Origin of the sequence: Anaerostipes sp. PC18, from assembly GCF_039789045.1 — a bacterium.
Taxonomy (GTDB): domain Bacteria; phylum Bacillota; class Clostridia; order Lachnospirales; family Lachnospiraceae; genus Anaerostipes; species Anaerostipes hominis.
Map to the genome: position 1 here is coordinate 1,593,627 of NZ_CP121164.1, position 15,556 is coordinate 1,609,182.

At 40.6% G+C, this 15,556-nt stretch carries 26 protein-coding genes and 2 pseudogenes; 20 read left to right on the forward strand and 8 right to left on the reverse strand.

Annotated elements, in window-relative coordinates; all coding sequences use genetic code 11:
- Positions 1–117: 117 nt before the first annotated feature.
- From P8F77_RS08595 to P8F77_RS08645, 11 genes and pseudogenes are all read left to right on the forward strand, one after another.
- On the forward strand, positions 118–597 hold the full coding sequence (locus P8F77_RS08595; protein WP_024727717.1) for a flavodoxin: 480 nt from the start codon (positions 118–120) through the stop codon (positions 595–597).
- Between the two features lie 344 nt (positions 598–941).
- Positions 942–1,310 (forward strand): GNAT family N-acetyltransferase, encoded by a 369-nt coding sequence (locus tag P8F77_RS08600; RefSeq protein ID WP_287520451.1) that lies wholly within the window; start codon positions 942–944, stop codon positions 1,308–1,310.
- A gap of 54 nt (positions 1,311–1,364) precedes the next feature.
- Positions 1,365–1,508 (forward strand): annotated as a pseudogene (locus P8F77_RS08605) (glyoxalase); the annotation flags it as partial.
- 48 nt (positions 1,509–1,556) lie between these two features.
- Positions 1,557–2,030, forward strand: a complete 474-nt coding sequence (locus tag P8F77_RS08610) for a hypothetical protein (protein ID WP_347256428.1) — start codon at positions 1,557–1,559, stop codon at positions 2,028–2,030.
- A gap of 81 nt (positions 2,031–2,111) precedes the next feature.
- Positions 2,112–2,816 (forward strand): inositol monophosphatase family protein, encoded by a 705-nt coding sequence (locus P8F77_RS08615; RefSeq protein ID WP_051405220.1) that lies wholly within the window; start codon positions 2,112–2,114, stop codon positions 2,814–2,816.
- Between the two features lie 163 nt (positions 2,817–2,979).
- The gene (locus tag P8F77_RS08620) at positions 2,980–3,123 is read left to right on the forward strand and encodes a hypothetical protein (protein ID WP_235824542.1); all 144 of its coding nucleotides are present in this window, start codon (positions 2,980–2,982) and stop codon (positions 3,121–3,123) included.
- Positions 3,124–3,334: 211 nt separating this feature from the next.
- Positions 3,335–3,940, forward strand: a complete 606-nt coding sequence (locus P8F77_RS08625) for a hypothetical protein (RefSeq protein ID WP_024727707.1) — start codon at positions 3,335–3,337, stop codon at positions 3,938–3,940.
- 140 nt (positions 3,941–4,080) lie between these two features.
- Positions 4,081–4,431 (forward strand): DUF3795 domain-containing protein, encoded by a 351-nt coding sequence (locus P8F77_RS08630; protein WP_287518476.1) that lies wholly within the window; start codon positions 4,081–4,083, stop codon positions 4,429–4,431.
- Between the two features lie 205 nt (positions 4,432–4,636).
- On the forward strand, positions 4,637–4,912 hold the full coding sequence (locus tag P8F77_RS08635) for a hypothetical protein (protein ID WP_235824541.1): 276 nt from the start codon (positions 4,637–4,639) through the stop codon (positions 4,910–4,912).
- Positions 4,913–4,919: 7 nt separating this feature from the next.
- The gene (locus P8F77_RS08640; protein WP_287518473.1) at positions 4,920–5,399 is read left to right on the forward strand and encodes a DUF1697 domain-containing protein; all 480 of its coding nucleotides are present in this window, start codon (positions 4,920–4,922) and stop codon (positions 5,397–5,399) included.
- 55 nt (positions 5,400–5,454) lie between these two features.
- The gene (locus tag P8F77_RS08645; RefSeq protein WP_287518471.1) at positions 5,455–6,645 is read left to right on the forward strand and encodes a M20 family metallopeptidase; all 1,191 of its coding nucleotides are present in this window, start codon (positions 5,455–5,457) and stop codon (positions 6,643–6,645) included.
- 100 nt (positions 6,646–6,745) lie between these two features.
- Here the strand turns inward: P8F77_RS08645 and P8F77_RS08650 are convergent, their stop codons facing one another.
- Positions 6,746–7,243: a GntR family transcriptional regulator gene (locus P8F77_RS08650; protein ID WP_024727702.1), complete on the reverse strand. Its 498-nt coding sequence runs from the start codon at positions 7,241–7,243 to the stop codon at positions 6,746–6,748.
- Between the two features lie 91 nt (positions 7,244–7,334).
- Here P8F77_RS08650 and P8F77_RS08655 point away from each other — a divergent pair, with 91 nt between their 5' ends.
- Positions 7,335–7,583 carry a GyrI-like domain-containing protein gene (locus tag P8F77_RS08655; protein ID WP_051405218.1) on the forward strand — a complete coding sequence of 83 codons (249 nt, stop codon included), beginning with the start codon at positions 7,335–7,337 and terminating at the stop codon, positions 7,581–7,583.
- Positions 7,584–7,610: 27 nt separating this feature from the next.
- Here the strand turns inward: P8F77_RS08655 and P8F77_RS08660 are convergent, their stop codons facing one another.
- From P8F77_RS08660 to P8F77_RS08670, 3 genes are read right to left on the reverse strand one after another with little or no spacing between them, the layout of a single operon-like run.
- On the reverse strand, positions 7,611–8,324 hold the full coding sequence (locus tag P8F77_RS08660) for a DMT family transporter (protein ID WP_330625628.1): 714 nt from the start codon (positions 8,322–8,324) through the stop codon (positions 7,611–7,613).
- Positions 8,321–8,650, reverse strand: coding sequence for a hypothetical protein (locus P8F77_RS08665; protein WP_287518469.1), 330 nt, complete (start codon positions 8,648–8,650; stop codon positions 8,321–8,323). Before P8F77_RS08665 ends, P8F77_RS08660 begins: the two co-directional genes overlap by 4 nt.
- Positions 8,651–8,653: 3 nt before the next feature.
- Positions 8,654–9,193: a prolyl-tRNA synthetase associated domain-containing protein gene (locus P8F77_RS08670; protein WP_024727699.1), complete on the reverse strand. Its 540-nt coding sequence runs from the start codon at positions 9,191–9,193 to the stop codon at positions 8,654–8,656.
- A 119-nt stretch (positions 9,194–9,312) separates the two neighbouring features.
- On the opposite strand from P8F77_RS08670, the gene P8F77_RS08675 reads away from it, so the two are divergent.
- The 7 genes from P8F77_RS08675 (at position 9,313) to P8F77_RS08705 (ending at position 12,692) form a co-directional block, all read left to right on the forward strand.
- Positions 9,313–10,185: a LysR family transcriptional regulator gene (locus tag P8F77_RS08675; RefSeq protein ID WP_287518482.1), complete on the forward strand. Its 873-nt coding sequence runs from the start codon at positions 9,313–9,315 to the stop codon at positions 10,183–10,185.
- 44 nt (positions 10,186–10,229) lie between these two features.
- Positions 10,230–10,400, forward strand: a complete 171-nt coding sequence (locus tag P8F77_RS08680) for a hypothetical protein (protein WP_287518467.1) — start codon at positions 10,230–10,232, stop codon at positions 10,398–10,400.
- A gap of 70 nt (positions 10,401–10,470) precedes the next feature.
- Positions 10,471–10,722 carry a hypothetical protein gene (locus P8F77_RS08685; RefSeq protein ID WP_347256429.1) on the forward strand — a complete coding sequence of 84 codons (252 nt, stop codon included), beginning with the start codon at positions 10,471–10,473 and terminating at the stop codon, positions 10,720–10,722.
- A gap of 38 nt (positions 10,723–10,760) precedes the next feature.
- A complete protein-coding gene (locus tag P8F77_RS08690; protein ID WP_148459162.1) occupies positions 10,761–11,243 on the forward strand; it encodes a GNAT family N-acetyltransferase in 483 nt (160 codons plus the stop codon).
- 296 nt (positions 11,244–11,539) lie between these two features.
- A complete protein-coding gene (locus tag P8F77_RS08695; RefSeq protein WP_287518464.1) occupies positions 11,540–11,809 on the forward strand; it encodes a D-alanyl-D-alanine carboxypeptidase family protein in 270 nt (89 codons plus the stop codon).
- The gene (locus tag P8F77_RS08700) at positions 11,806–11,934 is read left to right on the forward strand and encodes a hypothetical protein (RefSeq protein ID WP_287518462.1); all 129 of its coding nucleotides are present in this window, start codon (positions 11,806–11,808) and stop codon (positions 11,932–11,934) included. Before P8F77_RS08695 ends, P8F77_RS08700 begins: the two co-directional genes overlap by 4 nt.
- 14 nt (positions 11,935–11,948) lie before the next feature.
- Complete coding sequence (locus tag P8F77_RS08705; protein ID WP_287518460.1) at positions 11,949–12,692, forward strand: CtkA family protein; 744 nt, start codon at positions 11,949–11,951, stop codon at positions 12,690–12,692.
- Positions 12,693–12,825: 133 nt separating this feature from the next.
- Here P8F77_RS08705 and P8F77_RS08710 read toward each other — a convergent pair whose 3' ends face one another.
- The 4 genes and pseudogenes from P8F77_RS08710 to P8F77_RS08725 form a co-directional block, all read right to left on the reverse strand.
- Positions 12,826–13,326 (reverse strand): pyridoxamine 5'-phosphate oxidase family protein, encoded by a 501-nt coding sequence (locus P8F77_RS08710; RefSeq protein ID WP_287518458.1) that lies wholly within the window; start codon positions 13,324–13,326, stop codon positions 12,826–12,828.
- A 132-nt stretch (positions 13,327–13,458) separates the two neighbouring features.
- Positions 13,459–13,833 (reverse strand): annotated as a pseudogene (locus tag P8F77_RS08715) (aminotransferase class V-fold PLP-dependent enzyme); the annotation flags it as partial.
- Positions 13,823–14,131, reverse strand: a complete 309-nt coding sequence (locus P8F77_RS08720; protein WP_287518456.1) for a DUF2089 domain-containing protein — start codon at positions 14,129–14,131, stop codon at positions 13,823–13,825. The pseudogene P8F77_RS08715 and the gene P8F77_RS08720, both read right to left, overlap by 11 nt.
- Before the next feature lie 155 nt (positions 14,132–14,286).
- Entirely contained in the window at positions 14,287–14,646 is a 360-nt protein-coding gene (locus P8F77_RS08725; protein ID WP_287518454.1) for a hypothetical protein, read from the reverse strand.
- A gap of 108 nt (positions 14,647–14,754) precedes the next feature.
- On the opposite strand from P8F77_RS08725, the gene P8F77_RS08730 reads away from it, so the two are divergent.
- Entirely contained in the window at positions 14,755–15,552 is a 798-nt protein-coding gene (locus tag P8F77_RS08730; protein ID WP_287518452.1) for an HAD family hydrolase, read from the forward strand.
- Positions 15,553–15,556 lie beyond the last annotated feature (4 nt).

Consider the following 15,556-nt stretch of genomic DNA (forward strand, 5'->3'; position numbering starts at 1 on the left):
ATACACAGATGATAGAAAAAAATGTGTATAGCGTTTGTATAGATGAGACAGTGTGAGAACTGCCGAGATGTGAGCGAAAAATCGTTAATTTATTATATGAAACAGGAGGTTAGAATTATGAGTGAAATATTAGTAGCATATTTTTCAGCAACACGAACAACTGCAAAACTGGCAAAGAAAATTGCGAACGTAGTAGGTGGGGATTTGCATGAAATTTGTCCGGAAATACCATATACCTCTGCGGATCTTGATTGGATGAATAAAAATAGCCGGAGCAGTGTGGAGATGAATGATAAGTCATTCAGACCGAAGGTTGCTAATAAACTGGAGGATATAGAAAATATCAAAATTCTGATTCTTGCTTTTCCCATCTGGTGGTACGTTGCTCCTACAATTATTAATACGTTTTTGGAACAGTATGATTGGAATGACAAGATTATTATTCCAGTGGCAACATCTGGAAGCAGCGGGATGGGCAATACCAACGCTGAATTGGAGTCCTCCTGTCCGGGTGCGATACTAAAGGATGGTAAGAGATTTGATGTAAATGTGAGTGAAAATGAAATAAAAGTATGGTTTGATAGTCTGAGATTTTAGAAAAGCTAGCAGCTCTTTAAAGTGATAAATAGACCTTAAATGTAGAAAAGACTTATTTGTATAAAAGCAGATAAGTCTTTTTTGTGCTAGCTCTGCCATAAAAGGTAGAGAGGTATAGATTATACTCAGATACAGAAATGACGAACACATATGTTAAAGTTTAAAAACTGAATCAATTATAGTATTCTTTTACGCATGCTTTGGACTGTAGGCAAAGTTCCTTTGAAGTATATATGCACTGCTATACTTCTGAACTGAAATACTGTATAATAAGACAAATACGAATTGAAAGAATAGATGATACTCGGATTTCTGATGTTATTAATCTGATTTGGACAACATTTATGCAATTTGAAGCTCCTGATTATTCTGATGTAGGAATCCAATCATTTAAAAGTTTTATTGACAATAAAGAAATAATTAAAACATTGGAATTTTGGGGTGCTTATGATAATAAAGAGCTAAAGGGTGTTATAGCTACAAACGAAAATAGAAAGCATATATGCTGTTTTTTTGTCAAAGCGCAGTATCATAAACAAGGAATTGGGAGGAAACTTTGGGAATATCTTTTAGAAAATAGCTCCAGTGAAATTATCACGGTAAATTCTTCGCCATATGCCGTTCCTGTTTATCGTAAATTGGGCTTTACCGACATAGACACGGAGCAATTATCCGATGGTATGAGATATATACCTATGAAGTTTGAACGATAAATCGGAAATTGTTGTATAAATTAATTCAGGTTTGTCGGTGAGTAACACAACAGAGATCTGGACGAGCATCTCATAGGGGTTGGTGGGGATATGAAAATGGTGGTCAAGCGTTTTCTGAATGCCGGAATGTCTATGGAAGAACTCTCTGTGAAGATGGATGCTTCTATTGAGGATTTAACAAAATTTCTGAATAACTAGAGAAAAACATAAAATTTTCAAATATGCTCTAAAGCAGAGGAGGATAAAATGCCATACACATTTCAATCAGTGAAAAGCATGAAAAAATTAACAGATAGCAGTAAACTATATAATTTTATTGAAGACTTTTCAAATTATGGAAATCAATTTCCGCTCATATGCGGTAAAATCAAAGCGCTATTTGGTCAACCAATTTATGAAACGGAAAATATGGAGAATCTTTTTTCATACTGTATTCTGGCGACATCGGAAGAAGCGGAAGAAGTTTACTTAGATATTTACTGTGCAGGCTCAGGTCTTGCAGTTGGCGGTATGTCGGACGAAAAATCCAGAAATGCAGCAAAGGCTTTAGTAGATTATGTTCGACAGGCAGAAGCGATTGACTACGCATATAAAGCTTACTACTTAGACGGACCTACTGCTCTTGAATTCGGAATCAGAGATGGTGCTCCTTATTATAACGAAACAGAGTTAAGACTTTCGGAGAAAGAATTTAGAGAACTGTTTTTCAATATGTACTAAAACGGGGATGCAAAATGAAAAAATGGTATGCTGAAGAATTTGAATGGGAAATTGGAGTTATCGGTTTTCTGAGCGGGGCTCATAAAGAACCGTGAAATGGCTGCTCATGTGAAAGAAAAGGGTCTTGCAGACTATGTAACGCAGGTAGATATTGCCGTGCAAAATTTCTTAAAGAAGGAACTGTTTGCCCTTGCACCGGATATTCAGTTTCTTGGAGAAGAAACCGGATTGCAGGAGATAGATGCGGATAGCTTTTGGATTTTAGACCCGGTTGACGGGACTACAAACCTTATGCACGATTATCAGCACAGTGCTGTATCTTTAGCCCTTTGCCGCCAGGGGGAAATTGTTATGGGGATCGTGTATGATCCCTTCCATGAAGAAGTGTTTTCAGCGGTTAAAGGCAAGGGCAGCTTCTTAAATGGACAGCCCATACATGTATCAAACGCAGAAAAACTATCCGACACGATGATTGGATTGGGAACAGCAAAAAGAGAGCTGGCCGATGAAAACTTTGCCCGGTTCCGCAGGGTGTTCGGTCAGTGCCAGGATGTCCGCAGGATTGGTTCTGCCGCTCTGGAACTGGCATATACCGCCTGTGGCAGACAAGGGGGATATTTCGAGATTTACCTGAATCCCTGGGACTATGCTGCCGGTATGCTGTTGATTCAGGAAGCTGGCGGTCAAATGACTGATTTTACGGGGAAACCGCTTGACCCGAAAAAGGGCAGCAGCGTAGCAGCTACAAACGGATATATACATACAGAACTGCTAAAGTTGATATAAAGGGTAATAATCAGGTGAGTGTTAAGAAAAAATGAAATAAGGAAATCCGAATGGGAGGAACGCAATACTTGTTCGTGCATTGGATGATGGGGAAACGGTTGCTTTTTTACATTAACTTTTGGTAGACCCTGCATATCAAGGGCTACATATTGAAGATGAATTGATGAAACAGATTATGAGCTGCTTTGAAAGTCTTTTGTATGTAAAGGTCATGCCGTCTGACCCGAAAACGATTCCATTTTATGAACGGTATGGTTTTCAGCAATATGACAATTACTCGGCGATGGTACGAAAACACTTTGTGTAATGCGATAACTTTCAGTTCGTCTATAAATTGACCAAAACAAAAAAACGAAAGGGATGGGCATATCATAGAGGTTGGCGTGGATTTAGTAAAGCTGCTGTATAGCTGAGCGGGAAAGAAAATCAGAAGTTGTGAAGCTTGAAAATTTTAAGTTGCTTTTATGCGTTCTTGGTGGAAAAGGTGTATTTCAAATTGAAAGGATGGTCGGGTGCTAATGAAAGAAATCATCAACTTCATTGAAGCGAATGTGGATGGCAAAACGCTGTCTACAAAGGAATTAGTTTACGAACTTGAAAATGGTGTGTTACAGGGCGTTTACTTTGATTCAATATCTTTCTCTAATCTAAAATATTCTCAGAGTGGATTTCAGTTGGATATGTTTATTGTATCTAATGAGAAGATATGGCTCATGGGAAAGGATGGAGAACGGGAAAAATTGCGAAAAGATTTCAGTGGTGTATCCCTGTTCCGATTTGAACTGGCGGAGCGAAAAAGCACGAATAGTTTGACTGGCTGTTTTCGTTTCATTTCAGCTTCAGGGAAAAATGTGGCAGCAGAGGCTATCGTAAGTGGAATTTATGATGTGCGTCTTGAAAATGATGTGCTGAAGTTATCGGAAGATCAAGTCTTGTATCGGGATCAGCCGATACAAGAAGGGCATTTTAAGCCCGTTGCATTTCAATCAGAACATTGTTTTTATGTTAAAGCTAATAAGCTACACTATGAATACAACGGCAAGTGTTTTGATGTGGACTCAAAAACTATGCGGCGTAACGATAGCTCTGATACCTTTCCTCCGTTTATTTCAATCGAGAAGTAAGAAATGACGAATCAGTTTGACAGGAGTGCAGAGATGTTGATTATTATGAGTATATAAATGTTCTAAAAGATATGCGAAATGTGTCACAATAGAAGATGCTTTGGAAATGCTAATAGATAAATAGGAAAGGGAAGTTCTCGATGATAAATAAAAAAATGATAGCCTTTTGTGGTACATATTGCGGCGTGTGTGAATGGAAAGATAAAATCGGGTGTAAGGGCTGCAAAGCCAATAGAGGAATTATGTTTTGGGGTAAGTGCGATAAAGCGATATGCTGTATTGAAAAGGGGCTTGAACATTGTGGGGAATGCTCAGATATGCCCTGCCAAAAGCTCAGAGACCTGTTTGATGATCCAGAGCATGGTGATCACGGAGCAAGACTTCGCAATCTGAAAAATTGGAAAGACGGCATCTGTGCCTATGAAAAATTAGGTAATACAGCGCAAGAGAGGGCAAAAAATTTGAAAGCAATAGAAAATACCAATGACTAGGAAAGATAAGATTATTTCAATGGATGAGTATTAGGGCGATGACGGTACAGTTCCACAATGGAAATTGGTAAAGGTGATTGGAACAAATCATACACTGACTTTCGGGTTAATAATTAAAATTTGTGAGAGTATATACTATGTTCAATGATGGTAGAAGTAAAAAGGTTGTTTTTGTTGCCTGGCTGATTATGTAGTGCAACATATCATGGAATATAAAAAATATGGATTTGAAGTTATCGGTATTATTGGGGCAAATCGTTCTCCAAATTGTGGTGTCGAAACAACATCGGACAATGATGCAGAAATCAATGGTATGGGACTATTTATAGAAAAAATTTTTCACCAGCTTTTGCGAGAAAACATATCTATTCCCATGATAGGCATAAAGGGAACGGACAATATACAAGAAAAACTTCAGCAGTTAGGAAGCAACGAGATATATTGCGCTTTTGCGTGGAGTCAATATAAGTGGAAAAAATAAAGTTCCGATGGCTGAACTGAAGAAAGCTTTTGAGGAGCTTGGGTTCGGAGCGGTTAAGACCTATCTGAACAGTGGCAATGTGATTTTTTCAAGTGATGAAGAGAATATAGTGAGCCTTACAGACCGGATTGAAACAACGATAAAAAAGTGGTTTGGTCTGGATATTCCGGTTTTCGTCATATCAAAAGAGGAGCTCGAAGATATTTTGCAACACGCGCCTGACTGGTGGGGTGATGAAAATAAGGAAATCTATGATAATCTGATTTTTATTATGCCTCCGACTACATTTGCTGAAGTGTGGGACGAGATCGGAGAACCCAGGGAGGGTTTGGAAAAGATTCAGAATTATAAGGAAGCGGTATTCTGGTCTTTCAGCCGGAAGGATTATCAAAAGACAAACTGGTGGAGGGAGACGGCAAGTGCGAATATCAGCGGCAAACTGACAATCCGAACGGCAAACACCGTCAGGAAGATAAATGGCATGTAAGGCTTTTAATATAGAGAAGAGCTGGGTTAGAATAATATAATGGAAAGGAATTGCTATGAATGAAATCTATCAGCAAGCAAAATTATTACAGCCAGAGTTGGTAAAAATCAGAAGAGAAATACATCAAAATGCTGAGGTTGGGATACAGCTGCAATATACCAAAGCATTTGTGAAAGAGAAGCTAATTGCGTATGGATATGAACCCCAGGACATTGCCAATAGCTCAATTGTGGCAACAATCAGCGGTGAACTCCCCGGTAAAACTATGCTGCTTAGAGCAGATATGGACGGCTTAGCCATTAAGGAAGAAACTGATTTAGACTTTAAAAGTGTAAACGGAGCTATGCATGGCTGTGGTCATGATATGCATACCGCCATGCTGTTAGGTGCTGCAAAATTGCTTAAAAAGTATCAAAACCGGCTTCAGGGAAAAGTAAAATTATTATTTCAGGAGGATGAAGAAGGTTTTACCGGGGCGAAGGCTGTGATTCAGGGAGGGGTTTTGGAAAATCCAAAGGTAGATGCAGCCATGGCGCTTCATGTAAACTCTGGTACGCCGAGCAATATGGTGCTGTGTGGTCTTGGCCATTTCATGGCTGGCTGCACTTTGTTTCGCATTGAAGTAAGCGGCGTGGGCTGTCACGGAGCGATGCCTGAAAATGGGGTTGATCCAATTAATATTGCGGCACATATTTACCTGTCGTTACAGGAAATTGCAGCGAGAGAAGTGGCGGCGCAAGACCCTTGTGTATTAACGATTGGTAAATTTGCCGGTGGGCAAACTCCCAATATTATTCCTGAAAAAGTCGTTTTAGAGGGAACAATCCGTTACAAAAATAAAGAAACAGGGGATAGAATTTTTGAAAGAATTCAAGAAATTTCAAATCTGTGTGCCCAATCCTTCAGAGGAAGGGCAGTTGTAACGGAATTATCCAGTGCGCCGCCTCTGATAAACAACGATGAGATGATCTATGAGTTTTGCGATTACATTAAGCAATTCATTGCCCCTCAGCAAGTCAGGATATTGCCTCAGGGAGGTATGGGCAGCGAAGACTTTGCTTCCTTTAGCTATCAGGTGCCCATTGCCTATTTATTATTAGGCGCCGGTATCAACCAGGAAAATGAAGCGTATGGTAAACCCATGCATAATCAAGGCGTTGTGTTTAATGAAGATATATTGTCCCTTGGGAGTTCGATACTCACGATATGTGCTATGAATTGGTTGAGCAAACATCGAAATGATTAAGACTTATTCCGCTCAGCGGCAAACTGACAATCAGAACGGCAAACACCGTCAGAAAAATAGTTGGAATGTGTTTATTTTCCACATTCCAACTGATTGCATCTTATTTTAAGGAATCTCTGTCAGGGACCTGTACAGATAAAGCCTCGGTAAAATGGTGTTTCTCAACCATATGCGCCTGAACTGAAGTTAAAATCAGGCGGTAACAGTCGGCCAGATTCTCGGCAAACTCTGTGCTTTTCCCTGCACGCAGACAATGATATGCCCTCCTTGTGATGTCATTGAGCTGTACAATTACATCACCTCCTTGGGGATAAAAAGCGAAATAAAACCCCCATTCTGTGATTTGGCTGCATTCATACCAGATAACGTGTAATGGTTCCAGTGACAGGTGTTTTAATATCATTTGAAATAAATTCGTGAGAGCGATCCCTGGCTTCATGATATGAACAGCCAGTTGCTCTAAATCATCCTCACTAAATTGCGGCGCCGTATAGGCAGCGACCGTATAGGCAGACACACCATATTGTTTTGCCAGCTGTGCTTCATAGGGTAAATAAGTTCCTGCCGGATAGATGCCTGTCCCTATTTTTCGCGTCAAGTCCCGGACAATGCGGGTATAGTAGTAATCTTTCCCTCTGATAGGATTCCATTCAAATGTAGCAGGCCGTTTCTGCCATTCAAATGCTTAGTTGATTCTTATTTGCCAAGGGATAGACTGCTCCATCGCTGAGTGTTTGACGATTGACAAAGGCTTGTGTGTTCAGATTATGCACATAGGGTCCTATGATACTGAGCCGGAAACAGTGGCTGTACTGGATGCGTTCCTTGGTGAGAATGGGTATGCAAATGATATGGCAGACGGGCGGCTGCTATTTATCAGACCCGAAAAAGAGGCTCCGGAAAAGATGAAAACGGTTATCCGGCATCCGATAAAATGAATCTAATGATATTTGTGATAAATAAAATTATAAATGGGAATTATAATATTCCCCGAAAACTGCCCCGCCGATAATCAAAACTGCCCCGATCATTTGTAATGGCCGCATTGTTTCTCCGAGTATGAGTGTTGCAAGAATTATTGCCGAAAGCGGTTCCAAATATCCGGAGATTGCGACTGTTAGAAAACTCATTAAAAGCTGAATGGTTGCGTTTTCAAGACCTTGCACCTTTTTAGATTTCTTGTTGAGTATTACTATAAAGGAATACATAATAGCAGACATAATTCCACAGAATATTCCAAAGGCATTGAGATTCTCTCCCGACACTGTTCTGTTTACCAAGAAAATTCCAATAAGTACAGCAATAAATCCGGCAATTTTATATGCGGTCAGCTTCTCCTTGAACAGTATGGGAGACAATCCCATTACGATGACTGGACCGCAATAATAGGAAAGTGAAGCCAAACTTACACCGATTTGGTTGTATGCTTCATAAAGAAACATCCAACTTGTTCCCATTGTTATACCCGAAAAAACGATAAACAGAGTATCATTTTTTTCTTTCGCAAAGGTAATCTTTTGTCTTGTAACAAAGAAAATCCCAATCAAAAGTAAGCTGCCGATAAGTGTTCTCCAAAACACGATTTCATAGCTTGATAAATGAATATTGCTCGCCACAATTCCGTTTGAGCCGAAAAGCAGCAAAGCAAATATATACTTAAAAAATGCTTTTTTCATCATCTCTGTTTTCCTTTGAATAATGTTCCGGCGCCAAAACCTTTTACAATATTATAAATTGCTTCGGTGTTTTTTCCGTTTGTAATGATAGTATCAATACCTTGCGCTGTTGCCAATTCGGCGGCTTGTAGCTTGGTTCTCATACCGAGCTTGTTGCACCCAACGGCAATCGCTCCTGATGAAACGAGTATAACCTCATAACCCATATTTTGTATATCGGATAGAACACGGGCAAGGTTGTCCATTGCTCGTAAGTCGCTTTTCCCGACATCATTTGTCAAGGTAGATGTACCAACCTTGACTACGATACGGTTTTGATACAGTCCCATTATTCACACCTCTACAAACAGTACGGTATGTTTTGTGAAAGGCATAAATTTATGCAAAACATCTTCTGTCTTAATTTTCATATAACCCGTAGTTGTACCATCACTGCATCCGTAATATTCTTCTTTCAGAACTTCTTTGTCAAAGACAAACTGCACATCTTTTGCGTTATCAAGCAAGGCACTAAATACTGTTGCCGCGCCGATTTTTGTGCCGAGCATTTCGTCCATTTTTTCAGCAGGAGTAAAAGAGAGGCGTGAAACTCCAAGAGCCGCACTAAACTCTTTGGAGCGAAATGGCTTATCCCCACAAGTAACAAACAGATAAAATGATGTCTGTTGCCTGTTACATAGAAATAAAGTTTTTACCATTTTCATATCCAACTTTTCTTCTATCGCAACGCAATCTTCCATAGTAATTGCTTCGTCTGTATCCACTCGCTCAAATGGAATGTTTAACTTCAAAAGCGTAGTATACACTTTTTCTTGAAGCGGTGTTTCCATTTTTGAAGGTTTGTCTGTTTGAATATCGCTAACATAAAACATAGGCTGAACCTCTTTATCTTGATTTTAGTACCTATAGAGTATATCATAATAATATACATCTGAAAAACGAATGTTTTTCATGCTTAAAATTACAAAAACGCATAACAGGAGGTGGCATGATGGATATGAGAATCCTAAAATATATGGCATTTATAAAAACAGTAGAGTGTGGGAGTTTTACGAGGGCGGCAGAAATACTGAACTATTCTCAATCGGGTATCAGCCGAATGATTGGTGATTTGGAAAAAGAATGGAAGGTGTCCTTACTGGAGCGTAACCGAACCGGTGTAAAGCTTACCTCCGATGGAACAAAACTGCTCCCATACGCAAGAAATGTTTGCGAGGAATATATGAAGCTGCAAATGGAGGTAGATGACCTAAATGGACTCCAATCGGGTCTTATTCGCATTGGAACAATTTCGAGCATTGCAACTCATTGGCTGCCGAATATCATAGCTGAGTTTCAAAAGAAGTACCCGAATATCAACTATGAGTTGCTGATCGGTCACTATGCCGATATTGAGGAGTGGGTTAATGAGGGTAGAGTGGATATTGGCTTTACAAGAGTTCCAACACACTCCGATTTGGAAACAGAGTTCTTGGAGCAAGACAAACTGCTTGTGGTTCTTCCCGGAAATCATCCGATGGGAAGTCTTGATAAATTTCCTGTTTCTGCATTGGCGGAATATCCTTTTATGTTACTTGAAAAAGGAGAAAAGGCAGAAATATCGGAAATCTTTGACCGCTGTGGAATTTCCCCCAACATTCATTTCATAACGGTTGATGATTACGCCGTAATGTCGATGGTAGAAAAAGGGCTTGGTATCAGCATTTTGCCGGAGCTCATTTTGAGAAGAACGGCGTATCGTATCATTACAAAAGAGCTTGATGTGCCATCCTTTAGAAAATTGGGGATTGCAATGAGAGATAGAAAAAACGCTTCTCTTGCAGTAAAAAGATTTTTGGAGTATTTAGATTACAGAAACATATAAACGAACAGTGTCATTTCTAAAGGCATCAAACATAGGAGCAAGCAATGAAGGAGTTTGCAGTGGATCTGCATAATTTTCTTGGGGAATTTGCACCATGGATTGTTATTGCTGTGTGCATTGCCGTTTATAGCACAACGCCTATTAGAGCCGGTATCAATGTTTTTGCCTTTTTGCGGGAATGGTATCAAGCTACTATTGGTACAGCAATTTTATAGCAGGATTTTTTCCGAAAAGCTATGCCATTGTCTGGATTACATTTACAGTGTTATCCCTTTTTCTCGCATTTTGTGTTGGTATGCAAAAGGTACAGGGTGGATTGCTTTACTCCTGTCCTCCGGGGTTACAGGGATATTGCTGAACTGTGCATTCAGCTATGGAATGTTTTATGTAGATATCAGTTCGGGGCTTGAGCTTTTAATGCTGGTGATTGGCGTGATTGCTTTACGCAGATCTACTAAGGAAACAGCAGGTATGATAGGAGCAGGGGCAGTTTTTGCCATCATTATGAAAGCTGTCATACCGTTTCGTATCTGGTAAAAATGCTGAACTGGAAATACAGAGAGGAGTGATTCGCTGTGTATACTGAAGACTTAGATTTTAGATATGCTAAACGAGAAGACACAGCATTGATTTTGCAATTTATCAAAGAACTTGCTGATTATGAAAAAATGCTTAACGAAGTCGTTGCTGATGAAGAAACATTGGAGGAATGGATTTTTGACAAACAAAAGGCAGAAGTGATTTTCGCTGTAGTAAACGGAAAAGAAGTTGGCTTTGCTCTTTTCTTTCACAATTTCTCTACTTTCTTGGGTAGAGCCGGAATTTACCTTGAAGATTTGTATGTAAAGCCAGAATGCAGAGGAAAAGGATATGGAAAAGCAATTCTGAAAAGACTGGCGGCCATTGCTGTTGAACGGGGTTGCGGCCGATTAGAATGGTGGTGCCTTGACTGGAATAGATCAAGCATTGATTTTTACCTTTCTTTAGGAGCAGAACCCATGTCTGATTGGACAGTATATCGTATTACAGGTGATACACTTACCAACCTTGCAAAGTGATCTTCAAAAGTAAAGAAGTGATTTTTTATGCGAGTCGGGACAAGTTGTGTTCCCCGTATAAGACATCGAAGAAGGCACAGAAGGAACGCACGGGCTGTTTTTGGTATAGCAGTCCTTCTTATGGCCAGCCTTCTTGCAATAATTGTGGCAACATTCAATCGATCAATCAGTGATAGCCTGGATGCTCCATCTGATTGGAACTTGCTTTTAGTCAATCCTTGGAATCCCCTGCCAGAAGGCTATGAGATAACTTTAACGCAGCTGCAAAACGGACTTTCCGTGGATGAGCACAGAGGTTGCTTAACAACCAACTCAACGGATTGATTGCCCAGGGCTATTCTGAAGAGAATGCCAGAACCGAGGTCGGGAAAGTTGTTGCAGTTCCCAGTACCAGCGAACATCAGCTGCGACTTGCTGTGGACATTGTGGATATTGAAAATCAGGAAAAGACCGCTGTACAGAAATGGTTAATGGAAAATAGTTGGAGATATGAAAGGAACGCTCTTATGAATACGGGCTGCCCGGATATCTGCAACATGATCTGGACGCATACAAGGACGGGTTGAAAAACAAATCTCCGCTGCTCGACTGCCTGTGGGGAGAACTCTATGGCAGTATCAATATTGCTGAGATTAACGACGGCGTGATTACAAAGGAGCATGCCGATTATCTGAGAGCAAAATATCTTTAAGGAAATGATGACGGATGGCTGAGAAAAATCTGATCGGTGTAAGAGCACACGAAACCATGCTTGGCACATTTAAGGTTGGCGGCAGGGAGAAGATTGTCTGCGCCTGTAAGGACTTTACAGCAGACGGAAATAGATTTTTTGATTTCTGTTCCATTAAGAATACGATTCTGGAATCAGATTCAAATGGTACGGGAACAGAGCTTGAAGATATACTTGATACGATTGGAAAGCAGCAGTACATTTCGCCGGAGGTGTTGGAATGGCACTTTTGGGATGTATTTGTTGTAGATGCCTTACTTGGAAACTTCGACCGTCATAACGGAAATTGGGGATTCCTGTTTGATGAAAAAACGGGAGAATCAAGCATAGCACCTATTTACGGTTGTGGAAGCTGTCTTTTGCCGCAGGCGGATGAGAAGATCATGAATGAAGTGCTGTCAAACGAGGACGCGCTGCATCCGAGAATTTATCTGTATCCGACCTCTGCCATAAAGCAGAACGACAGAAAAATTAACTACCGTGACTTCCTAATGAGTGCGGAATATGAAAGCTGCAGTGAGGCAGTCAAACGGATTGTTCACCGGATTGATATGGAAGTAATTAGTGAATTCATAGATTCCACACCATATCTGTCGGATCTGCAAAGAGCCTTTTACAAGCACTATATAAAGGCGAGATACAATCTGATCCTTGTTCCGGCTTTTGATTTGGCAGACAGTCTCGAACAGGAGCCGAACAAGCCGATAATGGGAATGTAACAACAGAATACTTTATCAAAGGACGCTGAAAAATCGGCGTACTTACTTTAAAAATTAGGCCAGCGTTTTGTGTAACGCTGGCCTACTACACAATAAAAGAAACCCCGGCGGGTTGATTTTATCTTTGTTTGATTCAGTTATTTCCCTGCCGGTTTTTCACCAGCTCAATAGCTTCTTTTCCTGTCATGTGGTCGATGCACATTTCAAGCATACACAGCGTTTTCCACTCCCGGTCGATTTCCTTCTGGCGGCCGACGGCATCTCCATCCGGCGAATATTTTTTCGCCAGCTTCTCAATTGCCGTCAGCTTCTCTTTCTCATCCTCAATGATGCGGATCTCTCCAAAGGCAATGACGCTTCTGAAATAGGTAGTGTATTTTTCCGGTACGATCTGGTCTTGGTCGATGACGCAGAAGGATGCCTTAGAACTGCGCTGTATAGCGTCCAGTTTGTGGCCGCCTTTGGCACAGTGAAAGTATAGTTTTGCGCCATCGAACACATAACTGATGGGTACAGCATAGGGGTAATCATCGTCCCCAGACAGAGCCAATACCCCGGAAGTTCCCCGACGAAGGATCGCTGACACTTCCTCCGCAGGCAAGGCTTGTTTCTTTCTTCGCATTTCTCTGAACATAAATGACCTCCTCAAGAACAAATGTTTGACAATACATTTCGGAAAGTTTTTGAATATTCCGTAAAACACCGAAATATTATTTACGCGAAAAGCCCTCTATTATTCATACTGTCCTTTGCTTTTTTCAAATGCTTCCGAGCCGCCAAGAGACTGAATCCATTTAATCACCTTGCCGACAATGTAAATGTTATAGGTCGGCGGTGTGTTATACATAGAGCCTTTATCCGCATGCGTTTTGTATCGCAGCATAGTAGGTGTGCCGGGCAAAACCGTTTCGGAAATCAAATCCTTTCTGATGATGGCAATTACCAAACCGGCAGGACCTAAATTTTTCTGAATACCGCCGAACAGCATATCATAATCAGAGACATTCATAGGCTCGGATAAGAAGCAGGAGGAAATGTCATTGACTAAAATCTTCCCTTTGCTCTCAGGCTTTCTATGGAATTTTGTCCCATAAATCGTGCTGTTTTCGCACATATAGACATAATCCGAGTCAGGGGAGATATTCTTCTTTTTGAACCGACTGTTCATCGGGAGCTGATTCATAACCGAGTTCTTTGATCACTGTGTCCAGTTTGGACCGGACCGTGGGATAGGATATGCCGAGCGCCTTCTCAACCTCTTTGATATTTCCCCTGCAGCGGATAAAGGTCTCTGTAAAGTACAGATCTTCGTCTGAAAGATAATCAAATTTGCTGAGTCTGAAATTATTTTCAATGATGGTATTGCAGGAGTTACATTTGAGCCTTGTGACGGCCAGGTCATTCCTGCACACGGGACAGCGGCTGATAATCTTTTTCATGCATTCATTTCCTTTCTGTTTTCTATTAATATAATATTATAACTTATAAATGTCAATATTAAAATTAATAATATTAATATAATCATTAAATATATTAATATAAAAATTGAATAATTGCAGAATAGCATAGAAATAATTTTTATTAAAAAAGAGAACTATGGTACATTTCGGGAAGTGCATATAAAGCAGGAACAGCTTTCTCGAATAGAAGCAGAAATTCCGGTCCATCCGGAAACCGGTTCGGTACCTGTCTCTTCCAGGCGGAGGATGCTGCCTTTCAATGACAGGAGGATGAGTTTCCTGTAAATCTCCCGGATAGCTGCAAGGGGACAGTTTCTGATTACAGACCGCAGTCCGATGCTGACCGTATGCACCAGGGATTTTTTCTCATCGGGTTTGGATGCAGCCTCGGAAAGTTCTTTCAGCATTTCATGCGGAACATGAGGGAGGGATGCAAGCATAACCGGACTGCTTGTGATCGCAAGGATCTGCAGAGCTTCCAAAAAATCTCTCATAATATCACAGTGCAGTACTGTGGGAGAGCCAGGTTTGTATTGAATTTATTTTTGAAATAAGTACAATAAAAGAGTGATACATAATATTTGGCTTAGAAAAGAGGAGTTATGAAAAAGTACAAAGGGATCGTTTTCTTTGATTATGACGGAACGACTGTGGACGATACAGATAATATTAGAAAAGCAACCAAAAAGACAATAGAATCTCTTCGAAGACTAAAGGAAAACGGATATCTGACAATGCTGTGTTCAGGGCGCAGCAAACGTTTTCTGGAAGCGGATATCGATAAATTTGAGGGAGCCATTACCTGCAACGGGTCCTATACGGAAGTCGGCGGACAGGTTGTCAGTGATATTCACATTTCTGAAGAGGCAATGCAGAAGGTCATTTCCGGATATTTTTCAGAAGATACGGCTCTGCATATGGAGACACAGGATGTTTCATATTATATGCACTATAACCAGCCGTTTTACCATGATTTCCGGGAGTTTCTTGGATTTCCGGAACGCTGGTTCGCACCGTGGGAGACGAGAAAAGGAGAGAATATTACGAAAATTGTGATAAATTACAACAGGGAAGAGCTGATGGATGAAATACAGACGGAATTCGAAGGGGAGCTGCAGTGTGTGAAACCTTTTGAAGATATGAATATTTTAGATATTATGTCAAGAGGGATCACCAAGGGAAATGCCATTATAAATCTCATGGACCGATATGGAATCGGCAAAAAGGACTGTTATGCCTTCGGTGATTCCGATAATGACATAGAGATGCTTGAGGCTGTGGGAACCGGTATTGTGATGGGACGGCACAGCAAGGCAGCAGGAAAAGCGGCTGATATGCTGACGGGTACCGTAAGAGAAGAAGGCATCACGACGGCGCTGGAATCAATAGGACTGATATAAGATC

What these genes read in the sequence shown, in the direction of transcription:
- P8F77_RS08595 (WP_024727717.1), top strand. Translation starts at nt 118, where the DNA reads ATGAGTGAAATATTAGTAGCATATTTTTCAGCAACACGAACAACTGCA.
- P8F77_RS08600 (WP_287520451.1), top strand. Translation starts at nt 942, where the DNA reads ATGCAATTTGAAGCTCCTGATTATTCTGATGTAGGAATCCAATCATTT.
- P8F77_RS08610 (WP_347256428.1), top strand. Translation starts at nt 1,557, where the DNA reads ATGCCATACACATTTCAATCAGTGAAAAGCATGAAAAAATTAACAGAT.
- P8F77_RS08620 (WP_235824542.1), top strand. Translation starts at nt 2,980, where the DNA reads ATGAAACAGATTATGAGCTGCTTTGAAAGTCTTTTGTATGTAAAGGTC.
- P8F77_RS08625 (WP_024727707.1), top strand. Translation starts at nt 3,335, where the DNA reads ATGAAAGAAATCATCAACTTCATTGAAGCGAATGTGGATGGCAAAACG.
- P8F77_RS08630 (WP_287518476.1), top strand. Translation starts at nt 4,081, where the DNA reads ATGATAAATAAAAAAATGATAGCCTTTTGTGGTACATATTGCGGCGTG.
- P8F77_RS08635 (WP_235824541.1), top strand. Translation starts at nt 4,637, where the DNA reads ATGGAATATAAAAAATATGGATTTGAAGTTATCGGTATTATTGGGGCA.
- P8F77_RS08640 (WP_287518473.1), top strand. Translation starts at nt 4,920, where the DNA reads ATGGCTGAACTGAAGAAAGCTTTTGAGGAGCTTGGGTTCGGAGCGGTT.
- P8F77_RS08645 (WP_287518471.1), top strand. Translation starts at nt 5,455, where the DNA reads ATGAATGAAATCTATCAGCAAGCAAAATTATTACAGCCAGAGTTGGTA.
- P8F77_RS08660 (WP_330625628.1), bottom strand. Translation starts at nt 8,324, where the DNA reads ATGATGAAAAAAGCATTTTTTAAGTATATATTTGCTTTGCTGCTTTTC.
- P8F77_RS08665 (WP_287518469.1), bottom strand. Translation starts at nt 8,650, where the DNA reads ATGGGACTGTATCAAAACCGTATCGTAGTCAAGGTTGGTACATCTACC.
- P8F77_RS08670 (WP_024727699.1), bottom strand. Translation starts at nt 9,193, where the DNA reads ATGTTTTATGTTAGCGATATTCAAACAGACAAACCTTCAAAAATGGAA.
- P8F77_RS08675 (WP_287518482.1), top strand. Translation starts at nt 9,313, where the DNA reads ATGGATATGAGAATCCTAAAATATATGGCATTTATAAAAACAGTAGAG.
- P8F77_RS08680 (WP_287518467.1), top strand. Translation starts at nt 10,230, where the DNA reads ATGAAGGAGTTTGCAGTGGATCTGCATAATTTTCTTGGGGAATTTGCA.
- P8F77_RS08705 (WP_287518460.1), top strand. Translation starts at nt 11,949, where the DNA reads ATGGCTGAGAAAAATCTGATCGGTGTAAGAGCACACGAAACCATGCTT.
- P8F77_RS08710 (WP_287518458.1), bottom strand. Translation starts at nt 13,326, where the DNA reads ATGTTCAGAGAAATGCGAAGAAAGAAACAAGCCTTGCCTGCGGAGGAA.
- P8F77_RS08720 (WP_287518456.1), bottom strand. Translation starts at nt 14,131, where the DNA reads ATGAAAAAGATTATCAGCCGCTGTCCCGTGTGCAGGAATGACCTGGCC.
- P8F77_RS08725 (WP_287518454.1), bottom strand. Translation starts at nt 14,646, where the DNA reads ATGAGAGATTTTTTGGAAGCTCTGCAGATCCTTGCGATCACAAGCAGT.
- P8F77_RS08730 (WP_287518452.1), top strand. Translation starts at nt 14,755, where the DNA reads ATGAAAAAGTACAAAGGGATCGTTTTCTTTGATTATGACGGAACGACT.